This is a genomic window from Caldicellulosiruptoraceae bacterium PP1, assembly GCA_041320695.1.
Taxonomy (GTDB): domain Bacteria; phylum Bacillota; class Thermoanaerobacteria; order Caldicellulosiruptorales; family Caldicellulosiruptoraceae; genus JBGGOQ01.
Genome location: JBGGOQ010000003.1, coordinates 218301 through 237766, shown reverse-complemented (window position 1 = coordinate 237766; position 19466 = coordinate 218301). Strand labels below are relative to the sequence as shown.

The window sequence follows — 19466 nt, the reverse complement described above, 5'->3', positions numbered from 1 at the left end:
TTTTTCCCCCTTTAGCTCCATCTTCTTTTCTCTAACACTCTAATTGTTAAGAATATAAATGCAAAGCAGAATGTTAGATAATAAACAACTGAAGATAAATTAAATATACCAATAGAAAATTCTTGATACCTCTTTATTAATGAAAACCAATCTATAAAACGAACAATTATTCTTTCATAAAAGCTACTGTATTTAAAATAAGCAAATACAGAAACCGCAATACCAATTAGTCCAAGCCCAACACTTACAAATATATTTCTAATTGTGAAGAATAGCCAAACAGCAATACCAACAACAATTGCTAATACAAATATAAAACCAGCAAGTTTATCAGTAGGTAAAACTGATTTCACCCAATCCATAACCCAAACCAAAAGTAAAGCACTAAATGTTGAAACAGCTGCAACAAATTGATTTTCTGTAAGTGATGAAATAAATAAACCAACAGCAATAAATGAACAACCTAAAAAGAAGAATCCAACATAAGCACCAACAGTTTCCCATAATGCTATAGTTCCATAAAAGCTAAGTAAAATAGGGAACAAGCATGTAATAAGTAATGTTATAAAAAAGACAATCACAGCTGCTAAAAACTTACCTACAACAATACCACTAAGTGTAAGCGGTGATGTAAGTAATAATTGGTCTGTTTTTTGTTTTGCTTCTTCTGTTATTAACCTCATTGTTAATATAGGAACAGCAATTAAGAAAATAAATGTAATACTTCCTAAAGTGCTGCTATATTGCGGACTAGCAGATAAAACATTGCTTACAGCAAAGAAAAATCCAGATAACAGCAAAAAGAAACCCATAAAAATATAACCAGTTGTTGTTGAAAAGTATAGTTTAAGTTCTTTTTTAAGTACAGCTAACATGATATTACGAGACCTCCTTTTCTTCGGTTGTAAGTTGAAGGAATATCTCCTCTAAGCTAAGGTCAACCGATCTCATCATTAAAATTGGAAGATTAGCATCACTCATAGCATAGAATATTGAAGCTCTAATATCTGTATCATTTTCAGCCTCTATTAAGAAATCAAGTGTATTTTCCTCTTTAATACCTGCAAATTCAACAAATTTTACGCCTGGTATCTTTTCTAAAAGGCTTGTTACCTTTTGCCTCTGTCCTAAAATCCTTACTTGTAGCTTGCTACCATGAATAAGTCTTTTAGCAAGATTGTCTGGAGTGTCACTTGCTACAATCTTACCTTTGTTGATAATTAAAACCCTTTCACATACAGCACTAACCTCTGGCAGTATGTGAGAGCTTAAGATTATTGTATGTTCTTTTCCAAGAGATTTAATAACAGATCTTATTTCAATAATCTGTTTTGGGTCTAAGCCAACAGTAGGTTCGTCAAGTATTAAAACTGGAGGATTACCTATTAATGCTTGAGCAAGACCTACTCTTTGCTTATAACCTTTTGAAAGGTTCTTTATAAGTCTTCCTCTCACATCTCCAATTTTAACAATGTCCATAATTTTTTCCATGCTCATTTTCTTTTCTTTAGGACTTACTTTTTTAATATCACTAACAAAATCCAAATATTCTTGTACTGTCATATCCATATATAGAGGTGGCAGCTCTGGTAAAAAGCCGATTCTTTTTTTAACCTCTTCTGGATTTTCTAAGATATCAAATCCATCAACAGTAACAGAACCGTCAGTTGGTGATATGTAACCAGTAATAATATTCATGGTGGTAGATTTACCAGCACCATTAGGGCCTAAAAAACCTAAAATTTCTCCTTCCTTTACTTCAAAAGAAACATTATTAATAGCATATCTTTGACCGTATTTTTTAGTCAGGTTTTCAACCTTTATCAACAAATATCCCTCCTTAAAGGTAAATGCAATAAAAATTATACATAATCTCATTACTATTATAAAGGATTTTTTAATTAAATGTATGAATAATTTGTGAACTAATTTGTTGAAAAAAAAGCCAATTTATTATTGCAAAATATATCTTAAGAATGTATATTAGAGTTTGTATAAAAAACTAAAAGAGGAAGAATTAAATGGTTAAATATAATCCATTATCATATGCTTATATTGGAGATGCAGTTTATGAGCTTTTTATTAGGGATATGCTAATTGAAAAATATCCCAATTTTAATCCACATAAATATCACATTATGTCAATAAAATATGTTAAAGCTTCCAATCAAGCTTATGCTATAAGAGCTCTATGGGATGAACTGGATGATGAAGAAAAGCTGATTGCTAAAAAAGGAAGAAATGCAAAACCTCATACAATCCCAAAAAATGCTGATATTGTTGATTATAAATTTGCTACTGCCTTTGAGTGTCTTATAGGTTACCTTTATCTTGAAAAAAGAGAGGAAAGACTACAAATTATTCTTCAAAAAACTTTTAATATTTTGACAAAAGGGAGGTGTGATTAGATATGGTATTTGCCATTACAGTGTTTGTTTTAGCGTATGCACTAATTGTTTCTGAAAAGATCCATAGAACAATTGTAGCTATGGTTGGCGCATCCATATTATTAATTTTTAAGATAGTAGAACAGGAATATGCATTTACAAAGGCTATAGATTTTAACACAATTGGTCTTTTGGTTGGTATGATGATTATTGTATTTATTACCAAAAGAACAGGTGTTTTTGAGTTTATTGCAATAAAATCAGTTAAACTCTCAAAAGGAAATCCTGTTACAATGCTTATCTTTCTTTCAATTATTACAGCAGTAGCATCAGCATTTTTGGACAACGTAACAACAGTTTTATTAATAATCCCAATTGTTCTTAGCATTACAGCTGATATGAATATCTCACCAATACCATTCGCAATATCTATTATTTTTGCATCAAATGTAGGTGGGACAGCTACCCTTATTGGTGATCCGCCAAATATTATGATTGGTAGTAAAGCAAATTTATCTTTTATGGATTTTGTAAATAATCTTTCTTTAATAAATTTTGCTATATTACTTGTAACAGTATTTCTTTTCTCACTAATATTCAAAAAGAAACTTGTGGTAGATGAAAAATTAAAGACAAAGATTTTAAAGATTGATGAAAATCAGTTTATAAAAGATAAAAAGCTTTTAACAAAAAGCCTTTTTGTTTTGGGCCTTGTAATTGTTGGTTTTATTCTTCATTCAAAGTTAGGACTCGAATCATCAATTATTGCATTGACTGGGGCAAGCATTCTTTTATTAATTGGTGGTGTAGAGGTAAAAGAGATACTTGAAGAGGTTGAATGGACAACAATATTCTTCTTTATTGGGCTATTTATTTTGGTTGCAGGGCTTGAGGTTACAGGTGTTATTGAAAAGTTGGCCAAAGGTATGCTAAATATTACTCATGGTAATGCAATGTTAACAAGCTTAGTGATTTTATGGGGGTCTGCTATCTTTTCAGCATTTGTTGATAATATACCATTTACAGCAACAATGATACCTTTGATATTAGATATGGGCAAATTATCACATATGGATATAATGCCTTTATGGTGGGCATTATCTTTAGGAGCATGCCTTGGAGGAAATGGAACAATAATTGGTGCATCAGCAAATGTTGTTACATCGGGTTTACTTGAAGAAAAAGGGCAGAGACTATCATTTGCAGAATATTTCAAATATGGCTTTCCAATGATGCTAATTACAATTGTGATTTCAACAGTTTATTTGGTGTTGAGGTATTATATGTAAGGTTGAAAATTTTTTAGATATCTCGAAAAATATATTTTTTTGTGGTATACTATATTGTAGATTATTTTATCTACAAAGGGTGTTAAGAATGAATAAAACGACAACTGTAAGAATTGATAATATTACTTATGAGAACTTGAAAAAATTATCTATTCAACTAAATGAACCAATGCATAAAATAATTAATGAAGCTCTAAAAAATTACCAGAAGAAATTAATTATAGAAAATACTGCTAAGGCCTATCAAGAACTAAAGAATAATAATAAACTTTGGCAAGATGAACTAGAAGAACGTAAGCTTTGGGACAATACTTTATATGATTTGGAGAATGAATAATGGCCCCTAATAGGGGAGAGATATGGCTTGTTGATTTAAACCCTACAAGAGGACATGAACAAAGTGGTATTAGGCCAGCAGTAGTTATTTCTATAGATGAATTTAATTCATGCCCAGCTGAGCTTGTTGTAGTAGTACCTATAACTAGTAAAAACAAAAATATACCATTACACGTTGAATTAGAACCAAATGAAACAGGTCTTACTGTTAAGTCTTATGCCAAAACTGAGGATATAAGGTCTATATCTAAAGAAAGGCTAATTAAAAAAGTAGGTAAGTTAAATATAGAAAAAATAGAGGAATTAAGTGAAAAAATTAGAATATTATTAGGATTATAAAAAATGAGGCTGTCCTACAAGATTAATTCTTATAATTTTACAACAATATTTTGTAGTTGTATTATTCAAGGTATTATATATCTTGAATTAATAACAGTCAAATTATAAGTTTTAGGATAGCCTCGTTTAACTATACTCTTTCTTTGTCTTTAACACCCTTATATCATTTCCAAAAATATAAAGAAATAAAAAATACTCTTGAAGCCTACCTACATTTTTATCTTGGTAATATTCATTCAATGAAGTAATGTTTAGATTTGTTGTTATTACCATCTTTTTATTATTTATATACCTATTATCAAGCAACGACTGAAAAACACCATGTAAAAATCTCATATTCTTACCTTCAGTTCCAAGATCATCTATAATTAAAAGATCAATGTCATCTAATATCCTAAAACTATCTTCTTTATTTTCATTATAAAAACTTGTTATACTATCATATCGAGCTTTTAGTATTTCAAATAATGTAAGACTATCCAAAAATAATACAGTTTTTCTTCTATCAAGCATTTCCTTTGCAATAGAATGTGCCAAAAAGGTTTTTCCAAGCCCTGTATTTCCATAAATTAATAGATTTCTTTGTTCACGTTTATCAAAGTTATCAATAAACTGTTTTATATTTTTTAAAATATGTCTAACATTCTCATACGGTGATATATCTTCATCTTCATTTATCTCTTTACTATAATACGAAAGTTTAAACTTTTGGAAATTATGTTCCTTTATTATTTCTTTTATATTACTTTGTTCATACAAAAACTCAATAAACAACTGATTTCTGCATTGACACATCTTTAATTGGTTCTCAATTTGAATATAACCAGTATCTCTGCATTCATAACAATCATATATATCATTTAAGTAATTTTTATTATTAGTCAAACTTTCTACTATTTGGTCTCTTTTTAATATTAAGTTATCTAAAATATTTGTATACTTCTTTATATCCTCTTTATTATCGAAAAGTGAAGCTTTTGATAATAAAAGACCAGCTTTTATAATTTTCTGATGCAAATCTGAAAACTCAGGCGATTTTGAAGATAATTCTTCAATTCTTTGCTTTTTTCTATCTTCAGCTCTCAAAGACTTTTCAAAGTATATTTTATCAATTTTATTGTTAATTTCTTTTAGATTCATTTACCATTCCCTCTAACTACCTTTTTGAAAAGGTCTTCAAGTTCAGCGTATTCACTCGGATCTCTTTGCTGAGAAGACTTAGAATTATTTGATTTTACATTTTTGCTTTTTTCTTTTTTTGTTTCCTTTTCATAGTTTTGTATTGTATCAATATCCTTAAGCCCTTCTTCATACCATTTTTTAAGAATACCATTTATGTAATTAACTGTCGGATTATTTATATTTTTTGTGTAATTACATGCATATAGTATAACCTCAGGTGAAAATTTCCATTCATTTATCCATTTATCCATCATTTCATTTTCAACCTTTGTTGGCATTCTATTATAAATACCGAGATTTTGAAGAACTAATTTCTTGACTTTTGATTTATCTTCTTGTGATTTGATGTATTCTTCAGCTTTTTCAGCAGTATTTATATTCATTTCTTTCCATGATATAGCAACTTGTTCAAGATATTTTAAGCTTTTATTATTTCTATTTATTGTCAAATAATTAATTAAAACAACAATAACTGGGATAGGTAGCTTTAACCAATCATATATTTCTAACAAAATGTCGATATCGTTTTTATTAAATCTTTTACAGTATTGATTTTCGGCATAGCTTACAAGAAATTTAAAGTTATTATCAGTTTCATAAAATCTTTCAATATCCTCTGTTGAATATACTGGAGGAGTAACTTCTTGTTTTTCAGTTATGTTTTCTTTTACTGATTCAGAAAATAAAACTGATATATTTCCATCTTGATCCTTTTCAATAGAAATTTGATTTTTTTCTGCCCAAAAATCTATTGCCTTAAGTATGTCACTTTCAAGAAGGTTTAAATCCTTAGCTATCTTACTTATATCTATATCATTTGCAGAAGTACTAAGTAAGTATTTCAAATAAATAAATACTTTGACAAACTCACCATTAGCAAAAGGCATTTGGTTTGCTATAAAGTTGTGAGAAATAACCACATAATCAACATGTTCTTTAGATAAAAATATTTTTGCCATTATTTTTATTTAAACCTCCTTTTATGATAAAATTATTTTAACACATTTTTTGATAGTAATCATGAACAATTAAAATGCAATAGAAGAAAATGGAGGATAACATGGAAAGTAAAGTATATATTTTATCACATACACCTGAACCAGAGAAGCTTGTTGCAGCTGCTGCAAGATTATGTTACTCAAAATCTGATATAGAAAATTTATTTGAAAATATGGATTATGAAAAGGCTAACAAGCTTTTAAATTTTCTTGTTGAAGTTGGTCATCAGTCACCACTGGAACATATATCATTTTCTATAGGTATTGAAGGAGTTAGCAGAAGTTTCACACACCAACTTGTAAGGCATAGAATTGCATCATATTCGCAACAATCACAAAGATATGTAAACTTGCAGGAGTTTCAATACATTACTCCTCCAAGTATAAATGAAGATGAGGAGTTAAATGATATATATATTAATACAATGAATAAGATAGCAGAGGTTTATCAAGATTTATCAACTAAGCTACAAGAAAAGATTACTAAAAAGTTAATAAATGAAGGACTTACTGAGAAAGAAGCAAAACAAAAAGCTGAGAAAATGGCAATTGAGGACGCAAGATACATTTTACCAAATGCGTGTGAAACAAAGATTGTAATGACAATGAACGCAAGGGAATTACTTCATTTTTTTGAGGAAAGATGTTGCAATAGGGCACAGTGGGAGATTAGAGATGTAGCTGATAAGATATTAAAAGAAGTTAGAAAAATAGCACCAACAGTTTTTAAGACAGCAGGGCCAAAATGTATAAGGCTTGGATACTGCCCAGAAGGAAAGTTTACATGTGGGAAATTCAAAGAAGTTCAAGAAAAATACAAATAAAGGGGAGATAAACAAAGTGAGATATATTGAAGGGAAAAATCCAGTCAAAGAGGCTATATTAAGTAGACAAAATATATCTGATATATATATTGCAAACAACCAAAAGGATAAGCAGACACTTGAGATAATAAACCTTTGTAAAGAAAGAGGAATAGTTTATAAATTTGTTGATAGAACAAAGATAGAAAAAATGCAAAAAACCAAGAATTCTCAAGGGATTATTGCAATAAGCCAGGATTTTGAATATGTAGAGGTTGAAGATATAATTAATGAAGCAAAAAAGAAAAATGAATCTCCATTTATTGTTTTACTTGATGGTATAACAGATCCGCAAAATTATGGAGCAATCATTCGTTCGGCATATTTGACAGGAGCCCATGGGATAGTTATTGAAAAGAGAAATTCCTGTCCTATTACTCCTATTGTTGAAAAATCTTCAGCAGGTGCTCTTGAATATGTAAAAATTGCAAGAGTTACAAACTTAAGAAGAACTATTGATGAATTGAAACAAAAAAATATCTGGATTTATGCTTCTGATATTAATGCTAAAAATACTATATACAAAACTGATTTTAAAGGCTCTGTTGGGATAATAATTGGTAGTGAAGGTAAGGGCATTTCAAGGCTTATAAAAGAAGGGGCAGATTTTTTAATTAAAATACCACAAAAAGGTACCTTGAATTCTTTTAATGCTTCTGTAGCTGCAGGGATAATCTTTTCTGAAATTCTAAGGCAAAGAAGTTTGTAGAGGGGTATAAAATTGCATCTTATTATTGATGGATATAACATATTAAATGCATGGGAAGATTTAAAAGAAATTGCTTTAGAGGACCTTGACAGTGCCCGTAAAAAGCTTATTGATATATTGGCTGATTATCAAGGCTTTAAAAAATATAAAATAACTGTTGTGTTTGATGCTCACCAAGTTAAAGGTGCTTTATTAAAATCTGAAATGATAAATGGAGTAGAGGTAATTTTTACAAAAGAAGGAGAAACAGCAGATAGCTTTATCGAAAGATATGTATATGAAAATGCAAAGAATGAGAATATTGTTGTTGTCACGTCAGACTACTTAGAACAGCTTATAATACTTGGAAGTGGTGCAACAAGAATGCCTGCAAGACAGTTTAAATTAGAGGTTGAAAAAGCCAGAAAAGAACTAAAGAGAATACAGGAAATGAAGATTTATTCTAACAAGGTAGAAGACCAGCTTGACGAAAGAATATTAAAAATCTTAGATAAATTAAGAGGAAAAGTAGACTCTGATTGATTATGTTAAGCTAATATTGTATAATTAGCATAAAGCTATCAATATGACAATTATATCCTTATTACACTTAAGGGGGCATTTGCCTTGTCTACTCAAAACAGCACTCAAAATATTATTAAACTTTCTGATGAAGAATTAGTAAAACTATCAAAAGAAGGTTGTAAAGAGGCTACTGATGAACTTATCTCAAGATATCAAAACTTTGTAAAAGCAAAATGTAGAATGTATTTCTTAATTGGTGCTGACAAAGAAGATATTTATCAGGAAGGTATGATTGGTTTATTTAAAGCAATTAGAGATTTTGACATTGATAAATATCCGCATTTTAGGCTGTTTGCTGAGATATGCATAACACGGCAAGTAATAACTGCAATTAAAACGGCAAGTCGCCAAAAGCATATTCCCCTTAATACATATATTTCACTAAATAAGCCTGTTTATGATGATAATGAAGAACGAACTATTTTGGATACACTTTCAAGCAATGTTATAACAGATCCTGAGGAACTTATGATAAATAGAGAGAAGATAGATATGATGATGAATATTATTACTAGAAGTTTAAGCCCTCTAGAATATGAAGTATTAAGGCTTTATCTGGAAGGGAAATCATACCAAGAAATTGCAGATGAGATGAATAAAGATATAAAATCTATTGACAATGCTCTTCAGAGGGTTAAAAGAAAAATAGAAAAATACATATAAGCTGTGATGTTTTTTCACAGCTTTTTTCAGTAATTTGCATTTATATTTTATATAATGTATATTATAATATGGTAAATATAATATAATGAAAATATTGTAATAAAAAATGATATAAATAATATATATCATACAAAAAGATTTTTTGGAGGTTTAGAATTTAATGAATAAATTGAATATAGCAGTACTATTTGGTGGAGTTTCTACAGAACATGAAGTTTCAATAATTTCTGCAAAATCAGTTATTGAAAATCTTGACAAAGAAAAATATGAAATAATACCGGTTGGTATTACAAAAGAAGGCAAATGGCTATTATATACCGGTAAAATAGAAGACCTAAATGATAAATGGTTTAATATGGGAGTAGAATGCATAATTACTCCTGATAAAACAAAGAAAGCTCTTTTAAAAATAAAAGATTCAGATATTACCTATATTGATATTGATTGTGTTTTCCCTGTTCTTCACGGTGTGAATGGCGAAGATGGAACAATACAGGGGTTATTAGAACTTGCAGGAGTACCGTATGTTGGTTGTGGAGTTTTGTCATCTGCAGTTTGCATGGATAAGGCCTTTACAAAAAAATTAGCCTTAATTGAAGGTATTCCACAAGGGCATTTTATGGTTTTGAATAGCTTTGAATATGAAAAAGAACAAGAACTTTGGATAAGAAGAATAGAAAGTGAGTTTTCTTATCCATGCTTCATAAAACCCTCAAATGGTGGTTCTTCTGTAGGAATTACAAAAGCTCATAATAGAATAGAACTAATTGAAGGTATTGCAATGGCCTTCATGTATGACACAAAGATTGTAATAGAAGAATTTATTGACTGTCGAGAGGTTGAGTGTTCAGTATTGGGATTAAATGATCCAATTGCATCAACAATTGGCGAAATAATTCCTTCTAGGGAATTTTATGATTATGAAGCAAAATATATAGATAATAACTCAATACTAGTAATTCCTGCAAAGGTTTCAGAACATATTGTTGATGAAATTCAAAAATTAGCAGTAAAGTTATTTAAAATGCTTGATTGTAGCGGTATGGCAAGGGTTGACTTTTTTATAGAAAAAAACACTGAAAAAATATATTTTAATGAGATAAACACAATCCCTGGATTTACAAGTATATCAATGTACCCCAAGCTTTGGGAAAATGTAGGACTTTCATATAGTGAACTATTAGATAGACTAATTGAAATAGCAATTGAAAGACACAACCAAAAGCAAAGGTTAAAATATAGTAAAGAGGGATAAATAAATGGACTTAAGACCTATTGGAATATTTGACTCAGGGCTTGGAGGACTTACTGTTTTTAAAGAAGTTGTTAATATTATGCCAAATGAGGATATTATATATTTTGGAGATACAGCAAGAATACCTTATGGTAGCAAATCAAAAGAAACTGTTACAAAATTCTCAATACAAAATACAAGATTTTTGTTATCTAAAAATGTGAAGATAGTAATAATTGCTTGTAATACAGCATCAGCATTTACTTATGAAACGCTTAAAAACGAATTTGACATACCATTAATTGGCGTTATTGAACCTGGTGCAAAAGCAGCTGCTGAGGCTACTAAGTCAAAAAGGATTGGTGTTATCGGTACTGAAGGAACAATTTCAAGTGGTTCTTTTGAAAGGAAGATAAAGGAATTTGATAGTTCTATTACAGTTTATTCAAAAGCTTGCCCATTATTTGTTCCTTTAGTGGAAGAAGGTTGGATAGATAATGAGATAACATATTTAGTTGCTAAAGAATATCTTAAGGAATTTTTTGATACAGGTATTGATACTTTGGTGTTAGGATGCACTCATTATCCATTTCTACAGGAAGTAATAAAAAGGGTATTGCCAAATGTTACATTAATAAATCCAGCTTATGAAACTGCAAAAAAAGCTTTTAAGCTTTTATCAGAAAGAGATATGCTTTCAGATAAAAAAGAACCTTATTATCACTTCTTTGCAAGTGATAATTTAAAGAAGTTTGAGTCAGTTGCTTCCATATTTTTGAATGAGAAAATAAAATGTGAGGAAAAGATTGACATAGAGAAATATTGATTTTGAGGTGAACCAATGAAACAGGACGCGTTAATTAAGGTGACAGGTACGCAAGAGTATCCTTTAATGGACTATCAAAATAAGATTGAATTTTTTACAGAAGGTAAATATTATAAAAAAGGAAAGACATATTATATAACGTATAAAGAAAGTGAACTTACAGGACTTAATGGCACAACAACAACATTTAAAATTCAAAATGATTTTGTTACATTGATAAGATTTGGAGATATTAGTTCAACACTTGTTTTTGAACCAGGTAAAAGACATGTTTCAATGTATTCAACCGATGAAGGTGTAATTACAGTAGGTGTTTATACAAAGAAGATGCAAGTTGATTTAAATGATAATGGTGGCATTGTTTTTGTCGAATACTCTATTGACTTTGATGCTAGTCAAATGTCAAATAATGATTTTTATCTTGAGATAAAGAAAGTAGGTGCAAAGAATTGAATTTATACAAATTAGCAAAGGATGAGATAATAAATAAAATAGAGGAATCTCTGAAAAAATGTATTGACAGTGGTGTATTTAATCTTGAAAATATACCTGAAATAATGATTGAAAAACCAAAAGAAAAATCTCATGGTGATTTTGCAACAAATATTGCAATGGAACTTACACGAATCTTAAAAAGAAATCCAAGAGAAATTGCAACAGAGATTGTAAATAATATAGATAAATCTAACTCATTGATTGAAACAATTGAAATTGCTGGGCCTGGTTTCATCAATTTCAAAATGAAGAAAGACTGGGCTTATAAAGTGATAAATGCTATTTTAGATAACCCAACAAACTATGGAAAGATTGATTATGGCAACAATAAAAGGGTTATGGTTGAATTTATATCAGCAAACCCAACAGGTCCTATGCATATGGGTAATGCTCGTGGTGGTGCTTTAGGGGATTGCCTTGCTAACTTACTAAAGTATGCAGGGTATGATGTTACTAAGGAATTTTATGTAAATGATGCAGGAAACCAAATAGAAAAGTTTGGTCTTTCTTTAGAATGTAGATATTTACAGCTTATTGGACAAGATATAGAGATGCCGGAAGATTCGTACCATGGTGAAGACATTATTGAAAGAGTAAAAGAATATCTTGATATATATGGCGATGATTTAAAAGACTTATCATCAGATCAAAGAAGACAGAAATTAGTTGATTATGCACTTAACAAAAATATTAGTATAATGAAAGAACATTTAAGAAGATATGGAATAGAGTATGATGTATGGTTCTATGAAAGTAGCCTGCATAGTAGCAACCAAGTTAAAGAAACAATTGACCTACTTTCAAAGAATGGTTACACATATGAAAAAGAAGGTGCTGTTTGGTTTGCAGCCTCAAAATTAGATCCACAGCTTAAAGATGAGGTATTAATTAGAAACAATGGTATACCAACATACTTTGCTGCAGATATTGCTTATCATAGGAATAAATTTGTTGAAAGAAACTTTGATATTGTCATAGATATCTGGGGTGCTGACCATCATGGACATATACCAAGAATGAAAGCAGCTATGAAGGCATTAGGAATTGACCCGGATAGGCTAATTATACTTATTATGCAGCTAGTTCGATTGGTTAGAGGGAAAGAAGTTGTTAGAATGTCAAAAAGAACTGGTAAGGCAATAACTTTAATTGATTTGATTGATGAGATAGGTAAAGATGCTGCAAGGTTTATGTTCAATACAAAGTCAGCAGATACCCATGTTGAAATAGATCTTGATTTGGTTGTGAAACAAACAACAGACAATCCCGTATTCTATGTTCAGTATGCTCATGCAAGGACAAATGGTATACTAAGAGCATTAAAAGAAGAGGGAATAGAGTTTAATAAAGACAAGATAAATCCACAGCTATTAACACAAGAAGAGGAGATTGATTTACTTAAAAAACTTATAGAACTTCCTGAAGAGGTTTTAATTGCTGCAAAAAATCTTGAGGTAAGTAGAATTACAAGATATCTTCTTGATTTAGCTTCTAACTTTCATTCATTCTATAATGCATGTAAAGTAAAGGTTGAAGATGAAGCACTTATGCAAACAAGGCTTTCACTTGTGGAGTGTGTGCGAATTGTAACAAAAAATCTACTTGACCTTCTTGGTGTTGAAGCTCCTGAGAGGATGTAAAAAGTATAAAAAAAGCTGCTCTAAAAAGGGGCAGCTTTTTTTATTGTAAAAATTATGATATAATTTATAAAGGGGGAGTATAATTTAAGGGGTGGTAAAATGGATTTAATAGCATTTGCGATAAGAAATCTTGTATTTCCATATATGGAAATTGTAAAAGGAAATACAATCCGAAAGAAAATGAAATTTTTAAAATCAATGGAAAAGAAAGATTATCAATTTATTAAGAAAAAACAGGAGGAAGAATTAAAAAAGCTACTGTTACATTGTATTGAGAATGTGCGTGCATATGAGCATTTAAAGTATCTTAAAGACAACATAGAAAAAAATCCTTATGAAGCCTTATCAAAGTTTCCAATTCTAACCAAAAAAGAATTCAACAAGAATAAAAATTTGTATATGGCAAAAAATATTGACCCAAAAAATGCAATTCCTAATAAAACAGGCGGTTCAACAGGAGAACCAGTAAATTTCTATATGGATAGAGAAACTGTTGAATGGTATGAAGCAGCAAGATGGCAAGGTCTAAGTCGTTTTGGTATAAAAATAGGCGATAGAAGTGTTATGATATGGGCATCACAAAATGATGTTAAAAATACACTAAACAACAAAAAAAAATTTTATAAGGAATTACTTCTTAAAAATAGAATTATTATACCTGCATGGGATATAAATAAAGAAACATTTAATATGTATTTTGAAAAGATTAATAGATTTAAGCCATTATATATCTATGGTTATCCTTCTTACATATATCAGTTTGCCAAACTAATGCTTGAAAATAATAAAAGATTTAGCTTCAAATTAAAAGGTGTTGTTACAACAGCTGAAAACCTTTATGGCCATCAAAGAGAGTTAATCGAAAAGGCATTTGATTGTCCAGTTATAAATGAATATGGAGCAAGAGATGCTGGTATTTTAGCTTTTCAGTGCAAAAATAATAAAATGCATCTTAATATCTTAAATGCTTTTTATGAAATAATTGATAAAGATACAAAAAAAGAAAAAAAAGATTTGGAACAAGGTTTAATTGTTGTTACAGATTTGCATAACTACATAATGCCTAGATTAAGATATGTATTAGGCGATGTTGTTACATTTTCAAACAGTAAATGCTCCTGCGGTATTGAAACCCCAATATTGAAAGAGATAGATGGTAGAGATGATGAATTCTTTTTGACTAAGACAGGTGAGCAGTTTGATAGCCATTTCTTTAATATTTATGCAAGAGAGATGAAAGGGGTTTATCAATATCAGATAATTCAACATTCACCAGAAAGTATGACATTAAAAATTGTGAAGGCGGAGAATTTTGATGAAAAAGAAGTAGAAGATTATGTTTCAATAATAAAGGAAAGATTTAAAGATATTGATATAAAAATAGAATATGTAGAAAATATACCTGTAACAAATTCTGGTAAAGTTAGGTATACTATAAGAGAGTATAGTTATGATATTTAAATTTTACAAAAATATCATTGAATTCTTATTAAATTTATTAAAGGTAAATAGTTATTTAGATAGAATTATTTAATTAATTTAAATTAGTTAAATAATTCAGGAGGTAAATAAAATGAATTTAAGGTGTCCAAATGCAAATGAGGCAACTGGAACTTTTAATAGGTCAAAGGACGTTGTTCCAATGTCAGGAATTTGTACAAGATGTGTTGATGGATGTCAAGGGAACTGTGAAATCTTCTTATCATCATTTAGAGGGCGTGAGGTTCTTTATCCAGGACCTTTTGGTGATGTAACGGCTGGTGCTGATAAGAACTATCCTGTTGACTATTCTCATCTAAACATTCAGGGATATGCAGTAGGAGCTAAAGGGTTTCCAGAAAGTGTTGAAGTAAATTCAGATAATGCAATATTCCCCAATGTAAATACAGAAACAGAATATGGTTGGGATAAAAAGGTAAAGATGAGAGTCCCAATTTTTACAGGTGCACTTGGTTCAACTGAAATTGCACGTAAAAATTGGGAACACTTTGCTGTTGGTGCTGCTATATCTGGTATTACTCTTGTATGCGGTGAAAATGTATGCGGTGTTGACCCAGAGCTTGAGCTTGATTCAAATGGAAAAGTCAAGAATTCTCCTGAAATGGATAGGAGAATAACAACATATAAGAGATATCATGAAGGATATGGCGAAATATTAGTTCAGATGAACGTTGAGGATACAAGGCTTGGAGTTGCTGAATATGTTCTTGAAAAGCATGGCCTTGATACAATAGAACTAAAATGGGGTCAAGGTGCTAAATGTATAGGTGGAGAGATAAAGGTAAAAAGTCTTGAAAGAGCACTTGAACTTAAGAAAAGAGGCTATATTGTATCACCAGACCCAACATTACCAGAGATTCAGGCTGCATTCAAAAGTGGTGCGATAAAGGAATTTGAAAGGCATTCAAGACTTGGTTTTGTTACAAAAGAAGGCTTTTTAAAAGAGATAGAAAGGCTAAGAAGCCTTGGATTTAAGAGAATAACATTAAAAACTGGAGCATATTCATCTGTTGAGCTTGCTATGGCACTAAGATATGGTGCTGAAGCTAAGCTTGATTTAATAACCATTGATGGAGCTCCAGGTGGTACTGGTATGAGTCCATGGCCAATGATGAATGAATGGGGTATACCTACATTTTATCTACAATCTCTTGCATATCAGTTCTGCCATAAATTATCAAAGCGTGGTATAAGAGTTCCTGATATAGCCATTGCAGGAGGATTTTCTACAGAGGATGGAGTATTTAAAGCAATTGCAATGGGTTCACCGTACGTAAAAGCAGTTTGTATGGGCAGAGCACTTATGATACCAGGCATGGTAGGTAAAAACATTGATAAATGGATAAAAGAAGGTAACTTGCCAAAGACAGTTTCAAAATATGGAACAACTGTTGAAGAAATATTTGTTAGCTATGAAGAATTAAAGGCTAAATTTGGAGATGAAATAAAGAACATTCCACTCGGAGCAGTTGGTATTTACACATATACACAAAAATTCAAAGTAGGTCTTCAACAGCTTTTGGCTGGGAGCAGAAACTTTAGCTTAAAAACAATATCAAGAAATGATTTAATTGCACTTACAAAAGAAGCAGCTAAAATTTCAGGAATTCCTTATGTTATGGAAAACTACTTAGAAGAAGCTGAGAAAATTCTTGATGAGTAAATAAGAACAACAAGAGGGTGTATTAAAAAAATTGAACACCCTCTTATATTTTAAAAATTATAAGAATTTAATGTTATGAAATTCTTATAGTATTGTAGTTAAAATACCTTTAGAATCATCATATTGCACTTATTCCCTTTATTAAGTTAATAGCTTGGTTTAAGTCTTGAGCTACCTGGAAGGAGGATATAGGCAATCCCATTTCAATTCTTCTTTTAGTTCAGAAGCTGCTATGTCGTCAAGCTCATTTTGTATTTAAATAACATATATATTAGCAATATCAAGAATTGGAATTGCCAACTTTAATTACCTCCATCCCAAGTATTGATAAAGCCAAATCAAAACCACTTTTCAATGATGCCATTGTTTTTATTGCACCAAAATCAACACCTAAATGAACAAGCGTCTGAGCTATTTTTGGTGAAATACCTGTGATTATCACCTTTGAACCCATTAGTTCTGCGGCTTTTGCTGTTTTAATAAGATGATTTGCAGTTTCGGTATCAACAACAGATACACCAGTAATATCGATAATAATCACTTTAGCATGAACTCTCATTATTTCTTCTAATAGATTCTCCATCATATTCTTAACTCTATATGAATCAAGTACGCCAATAATCGGAAGTGCAAGTATTCTATCCCACAGTTCAACAACAGGGGTTGAGAGTTCTTCAATAGCTATTTCTTGATTTTTTATCATTTCTGATAAGATGCTTGAATATTGCTTATAAAAATTAGTAAGCAAATTCTTAAAGTATCCATCAAAATCATCAATAAGGATATTAAGTTCAGAAAAAATCTTTTTAGCAGTGAAAACAATATCTATAAAGTATTCAACAGCTATGTCATCTGAAAGAAAAATATCTACTAATTTTGATACTTTATCTTCTGTTGGATTTTCAAGCATATCAAACAAAAAATATGAGTCAACAACTGAGATTTCTTTTGATAGAAGGTCAATAATTTTATCCTTATGGTGTTGTAAATCAAACATAATAATCCCTCCAAATTTTTATTTAAAAATTACTTTATTTTTACCTGATTTTTTTGCTTCATATAAAGCTAAATCAGCAGTTCTCATTAAATCATCTAATGTTATTAGTTCATAATGTTTTGTCATATTGAACTAAACAGACGATTTACAAAATCTATGATTGGATAAAATTTCTCATTGTGCTTTCTCACAATTAAAAACATAAAATTGATAACCAAAATTCATGTTGAATTAAGTTAGATATGCATAATATATACTTAAAAAAATTATACCAAACTATTGAAATTATTTTCAAAATATTTTATAATAAGTTTAACGAGGACAAAGGCGTTCTCTTATTATATAGGATGCCTTTGTCCTTTTTTTATTATTAAAAAGGAGGAGTATATTTATGAGGAGTTACACAAACGAGGATATTATTAGAATTTGTAAAGAACAAGATGTTAAGTTTATTAGGCTTCAATTTGTTGATATTTTTGGAACGCTAAAAAATGTTGCTATAACAGTTGACCAATTAGAGGCAGCTTTAAATAACGAGCTTATGTTTGATGGTTCATCAATTGAAGGATTTGTTAGAATTGAAGAATCAGATATGTATTTAAGACCAGATCCAAACACATTCACAATCTTCCCATGGAGACCATCCCCAAATAAAGTTGCAAGACTTATATGTGATGTATATACACCAGAAGGAAAACCTTTTGATGGTTGTCCAAGAGGTATATTAAAAAATACACTTAAGAAAGCAGAAGAAATGGGCTTTAAATTCTTTGTTGGACCTGAACTTGAATTTTTCTTATTCTTAACAGATGAAAATGGAAATCCAACATTAAAAACACATGATAATGCAGGTTATTTTGATTTAGGTCCAGTTGATTTAGGAGAAGATGCAAGAAGAGATATGGTTTTAACCCTTGAAGACATGGGATTCCAAATTGAAGCATCCCATCATGAAGTTGCACCAGGACAGCATGAAATTGACTTTAAGTATGATGATGCACTTTATACAGCAGATAATGTTGTAACATTTAAACTTGTTGTAAAAACAATCGCTCAAAGACATGGACTTCATGCAACATTTATGCCAAAGCCTGTATTTGGTATCAATGGTTCTGGTATGCATACAAATATGTCACTTGCAAATGCTAATGATGGGAAAAATGCATTCTTAGATCCAAATGGTAAATTACAACTTTCTGAAGTTGCGTATTACTTTATAGGTGGTCTTATGAAGCATGCAAGAGAATTTGCTCTTGTAACAAACCCAATAGTAAACTCATATAAAAGACTTGTACCTGGTTATGAAGCACCAGTTTATATAGCTTGGTCAGCAAGAAATAGAAGTCCACTTATAAGAATTCCTGCAAAAAGAGGTCAAGCAACAAGAGTTGAATTAAGATGTCCAGATCCATCATCAAATCCATATTTAGCATTTGCAGCAGTTTTAGCAGCTGGGCTTGATGGAATAAAGAACAAGATTACACCACCAGATTCAGTTGATAAGAACATATTTGAGATGAATGATGAAGAAAGACTAAAAGAAGGCATCAATTCACTACCAGGAAGCCTTGAAGAAGCTATAAAGGAATTTGAAGCAAGTGAACTTATGAGAGAAACATTTGGTGAACATATTTTCACAAAATATCTTGAAGCAAAGAAACTTGAATGGGATGAATACAGAACAAAAATTCATCAATGGGAGATTAATGAGTATCTTACAAAATATTAATAAAAAGTTTATTGACTAACTTTTTGAAAACTTATATAATTTATATTGTAAA

General features: G+C 30.2%; 20 protein-coding genes. 15 read left to right on the top strand and 5 right to left on the bottom strand.

Going from position 1 to position 19466, the window contains the following annotated elements; genetic code table 11:
• Window positions 1-11: 11 nt before the first annotated feature.
• Entirely contained in the window at window positions 12-875 is an 864-nt protein-coding gene (locus ACAG39_07075) for an ABC transporter permease (protein MEZ0537002.1), read from the bottom strand.
• Between the two features lie 4 nt (window positions 876-879).
• Window positions 880-1827 (bottom strand): ABC transporter ATP-binding protein, encoded by a 948-nt coding sequence (locus tag ACAG39_07070; GenBank protein MEZ0537001.1) that lies wholly within the window; start codon window positions 1825-1827, stop codon window positions 880-882.
• 194 nt (window positions 1828-2021) lie between these two features.
• Here ACAG39_07070 and ACAG39_07065 point away from each other — a divergent pair, with 194 nt between their 5' ends.
• The 4 genes from ACAG39_07065 to ACAG39_07050 all read left to right on the top strand — a co-directional run bounded on the left by ACAG39_07065 (window position 2022) and on the right by ACAG39_07050 (window position 4351).
• Complete coding sequence (locus ACAG39_07065) at window positions 2022-2408, top strand: Mini-ribonuclease 3 (protein ID MEZ0537000.1); 387 nt, start codon at window positions 2022-2024, stop codon at window positions 2406-2408.
• A gap of 2 nt (window positions 2409-2410) precedes the next feature.
• The gene (locus ACAG39_07060; protein MEZ0536999.1) at window positions 2411-3676 is read left to right on the top strand and encodes an SLC13 family permease; all 1266 of its coding nucleotides are present in this window, start codon (window positions 2411-2413) and stop codon (window positions 3674-3676) included.
• A gap of 88 nt (window positions 3677-3764) precedes the next feature.
• Complete coding sequence (locus ACAG39_07055) at window positions 3765-4013, top strand: CopG family transcriptional regulator (protein ID MEZ0536998.1); 249 nt, start codon at window positions 3765-3767, stop codon at window positions 4011-4013.
• The gene (locus tag ACAG39_07050) at window positions 4013-4351 is read left to right on the top strand and encodes a type II toxin-antitoxin system PemK/MazF family toxin (protein ID MEZ0536997.1); all 339 of its coding nucleotides are present in this window, start codon (window positions 4013-4015) and stop codon (window positions 4349-4351) included. Before ACAG39_07055 ends, ACAG39_07050 begins: the two co-directional genes overlap by 1 nt.
• Window positions 4352-4477: 126 nt before the next feature.
• On the opposite strand, the gene ACAG39_07045 is transcribed toward ACAG39_07050, so the two are convergent.
• A complete protein-coding gene (locus ACAG39_07045) occupies window positions 4478-5491 on the bottom strand; it encodes an ATP-binding protein (GenBank protein MEZ0536996.1) in 1014 nt (337 codons plus the stop codon).
• On the bottom strand, window positions 5488-6492 hold the full coding sequence (locus ACAG39_07040; protein MEZ0536995.1) for a DnaD domain protein: 1005 nt from the start codon (window positions 6490-6492) through the stop codon (window positions 5488-5490). Before ACAG39_07040 ends, ACAG39_07045 begins: the two co-directional genes overlap by 4 nt.
• Window positions 6493-6593: 101 nt before the next feature.
• Here ACAG39_07040 and thyX point away from each other — a divergent pair, with 101 nt between their 5' ends.
• The 10 genes from thyX (at window position 6594) to ACAG39_06990 (ending at window position 16688) form a co-directional block, all read left to right on the top strand.
• On the top strand, window positions 6594-7355 hold the full coding sequence (gene thyX, locus ACAG39_07035) for an FAD-dependent thymidylate synthase (GenBank protein ID MEZ0536994.1): 762 nt from the start codon (window positions 6594-6596) through the stop codon (window positions 7353-7355).
• 16 nt (window positions 7356-7371) lie between these two features.
• A complete protein-coding gene (gene rlmB / locus ACAG39_07030) occupies window positions 7372-8103 on the top strand; it encodes a 23S rRNA (guanosine(2251)-2'-O)-methyltransferase RlmB (GenBank protein ID MEZ0536993.1) in 732 nt (243 codons plus the stop codon).
• 12 nt (window positions 8104-8115) lie between these two features.
• On the top strand, window positions 8116-8625 hold the full coding sequence (locus ACAG39_07025) for an NYN domain-containing protein (GenBank protein MEZ0536992.1): 510 nt from the start codon (window positions 8116-8118) through the stop codon (window positions 8623-8625).
• An 84-nt stretch (window positions 8626-8709) separates the two neighbouring features.
• The gene (locus ACAG39_07020; GenBank protein ID MEZ0536991.1) at window positions 8710-9330 is read left to right on the top strand and encodes an RNA polymerase factor sigma-70; all 621 of its coding nucleotides are present in this window, start codon (window positions 8710-8712) and stop codon (window positions 9328-9330) included.
• Window positions 9331-9490: 160 nt separating this feature from the next.
• A complete protein-coding gene (locus ACAG39_07015; protein MEZ0536990.1) occupies window positions 9491-10585 on the top strand; it encodes a D-alanine--D-alanine ligase family protein in 1095 nt (364 codons plus the stop codon).
• 4 nt (window positions 10586-10589) lie between these two features.
• Complete coding sequence (murI, locus tag ACAG39_07010; protein ID MEZ0536989.1) at window positions 10590-11390, top strand: glutamate racemase; 801 nt, start codon at window positions 10590-10592, stop codon at window positions 11388-11390.
• Window positions 11391-11405: 15 nt separating this feature from the next.
• Window positions 11406-11843: a DUF1934 domain-containing protein gene (locus ACAG39_07005; GenBank protein ID MEZ0536988.1), complete on the top strand. Its 438-nt coding sequence runs from the start codon at window positions 11406-11408 to the stop codon at window positions 11841-11843.
• Complete coding sequence (gene argS, locus ACAG39_07000) at window positions 11840-13525, top strand: arginine--tRNA ligase (GenBank protein MEZ0536987.1); 1686 nt, start codon at window positions 11840-11842, stop codon at window positions 13523-13525. Before ACAG39_07005 ends, argS begins: the two co-directional genes overlap by 4 nt.
• Window positions 13526-13624: 99 nt before the next feature.
• Window positions 13625-14986 carry a phenylacetate--CoA ligase family protein gene (locus ACAG39_06995; protein MEZ0536986.1) on the top strand — a complete coding sequence of 454 codons (1362 nt, stop codon included), beginning with the start codon at window positions 13625-13627 and terminating at the stop codon, window positions 14984-14986.
• Window positions 14987-15098: 112 nt separating this feature from the next.
• Window positions 15099-16688 carry an FMN-binding glutamate synthase family protein gene (locus tag ACAG39_06990; GenBank protein ID MEZ0536985.1) on the top strand — a complete coding sequence of 530 codons (1590 nt, stop codon included), beginning with the start codon at window positions 15099-15101 and terminating at the stop codon, window positions 16686-16688.
• A 280-nt stretch (window positions 16689-16968) separates the two neighbouring features.
• Here ACAG39_06990 and ACAG39_06985 read toward each other — a convergent pair whose 3' ends face one another.
• Window positions 16969-17685: an STAS domain-containing protein gene (locus ACAG39_06985; protein ID MEZ0536984.1), complete on the bottom strand. Its 717-nt coding sequence runs from the start codon at window positions 17683-17685 to the stop codon at window positions 16969-16971.
• A gap of 391 nt (window positions 17686-18076) precedes the next feature.
• On the opposite strand from ACAG39_06985, the gene glnA reads away from it, so the two are divergent.
• Window positions 18077-19414, top strand: coding sequence for a type I glutamate--ammonia ligase (glnA, locus tag ACAG39_06980; protein ID MEZ0536983.1), 1338 nt, complete (start codon window positions 18077-18079; stop codon window positions 19412-19414).
• Window positions 19415-19466 lie beyond the last annotated feature (52 nt).

What these genes read in the sequence shown, in the direction of transcription:
- ACAG39_07075 (MEZ0537002.1), bottom strand. Translation starts at nt 875, where the DNA reads ATGTTAGCTGTACTTAAAAAAGAACTTAAACTATACTTTTCAACAACA.
- ACAG39_07065 (MEZ0537000.1), top strand. Translation starts at nt 2,022, where the DNA reads ATGGTTAAATATAATCCATTATCATATGCTTATATTGGAGATGCAGTT.
- ACAG39_06985 (MEZ0536984.1), bottom strand. Translation starts at nt 17,685, where the DNA reads ATGTTTGATTTACAACACCATAAGGATAAAATTATTGACCTTCTATCA.
- ACAG39_07015 (MEZ0536990.1), top strand. Translation starts at nt 9,491, where the DNA reads ATGAATAAATTGAATATAGCAGTACTATTTGGTGGAGTTTCTACAGAA.
- ACAG39_07040 (MEZ0536995.1), bottom strand. Translation starts at nt 6,492, where the DNA reads ATGGCAAAAATATTTTTATCTAAAGAACATGTTGATTATGTGGTTATT.
- murI (MEZ0536989.1), top strand. Translation starts at nt 10,590, where the DNA reads ATGGACTTAAGACCTATTGGAATATTTGACTCAGGGCTTGGAGGACTT.
- ACAG39_07060 (MEZ0536999.1), top strand. Translation starts at nt 2,411, where the DNA reads ATGGTATTTGCCATTACAGTGTTTGTTTTAGCGTATGCACTAATTGTT.
- ACAG39_07005 (MEZ0536988.1), top strand. Translation starts at nt 11,406, where the DNA reads ATGAAACAGGACGCGTTAATTAAGGTGACAGGTACGCAAGAGTATCCT.
- ACAG39_06990 (MEZ0536985.1), top strand. Translation starts at nt 15,099, where the DNA reads ATGAATTTAAGGTGTCCAAATGCAAATGAGGCAACTGGAACTTTTAAT.
- thyX (MEZ0536994.1), top strand. Translation starts at nt 6,594, where the DNA reads ATGGAAAGTAAAGTATATATTTTATCACATACACCTGAACCAGAGAAG.
- ACAG39_07055 (MEZ0536998.1), top strand. Translation starts at nt 3,765, where the DNA reads ATGAATAAAACGACAACTGTAAGAATTGATAATATTACTTATGAGAAC.
- glnA (MEZ0536983.1), top strand. Translation starts at nt 18,077, where the DNA reads ATGAGGAGTTACACAAACGAGGATATTATTAGAATTTGTAAAGAACAA.
- ACAG39_07045 (MEZ0536996.1), bottom strand. Translation starts at nt 5,491, where the DNA reads ATGAATCTAAAAGAAATTAACAATAAAATTGATAAAATATACTTTGAA.
- ACAG39_06995 (MEZ0536986.1), top strand. Translation starts at nt 13,625, where the DNA reads ATGGATTTAATAGCATTTGCGATAAGAAATCTTGTATTTCCATATATG.
- ACAG39_07050 (MEZ0536997.1), top strand. Translation starts at nt 4,013, where the DNA reads ATGGCCCCTAATAGGGGAGAGATATGGCTTGTTGATTTAAACCCTACA.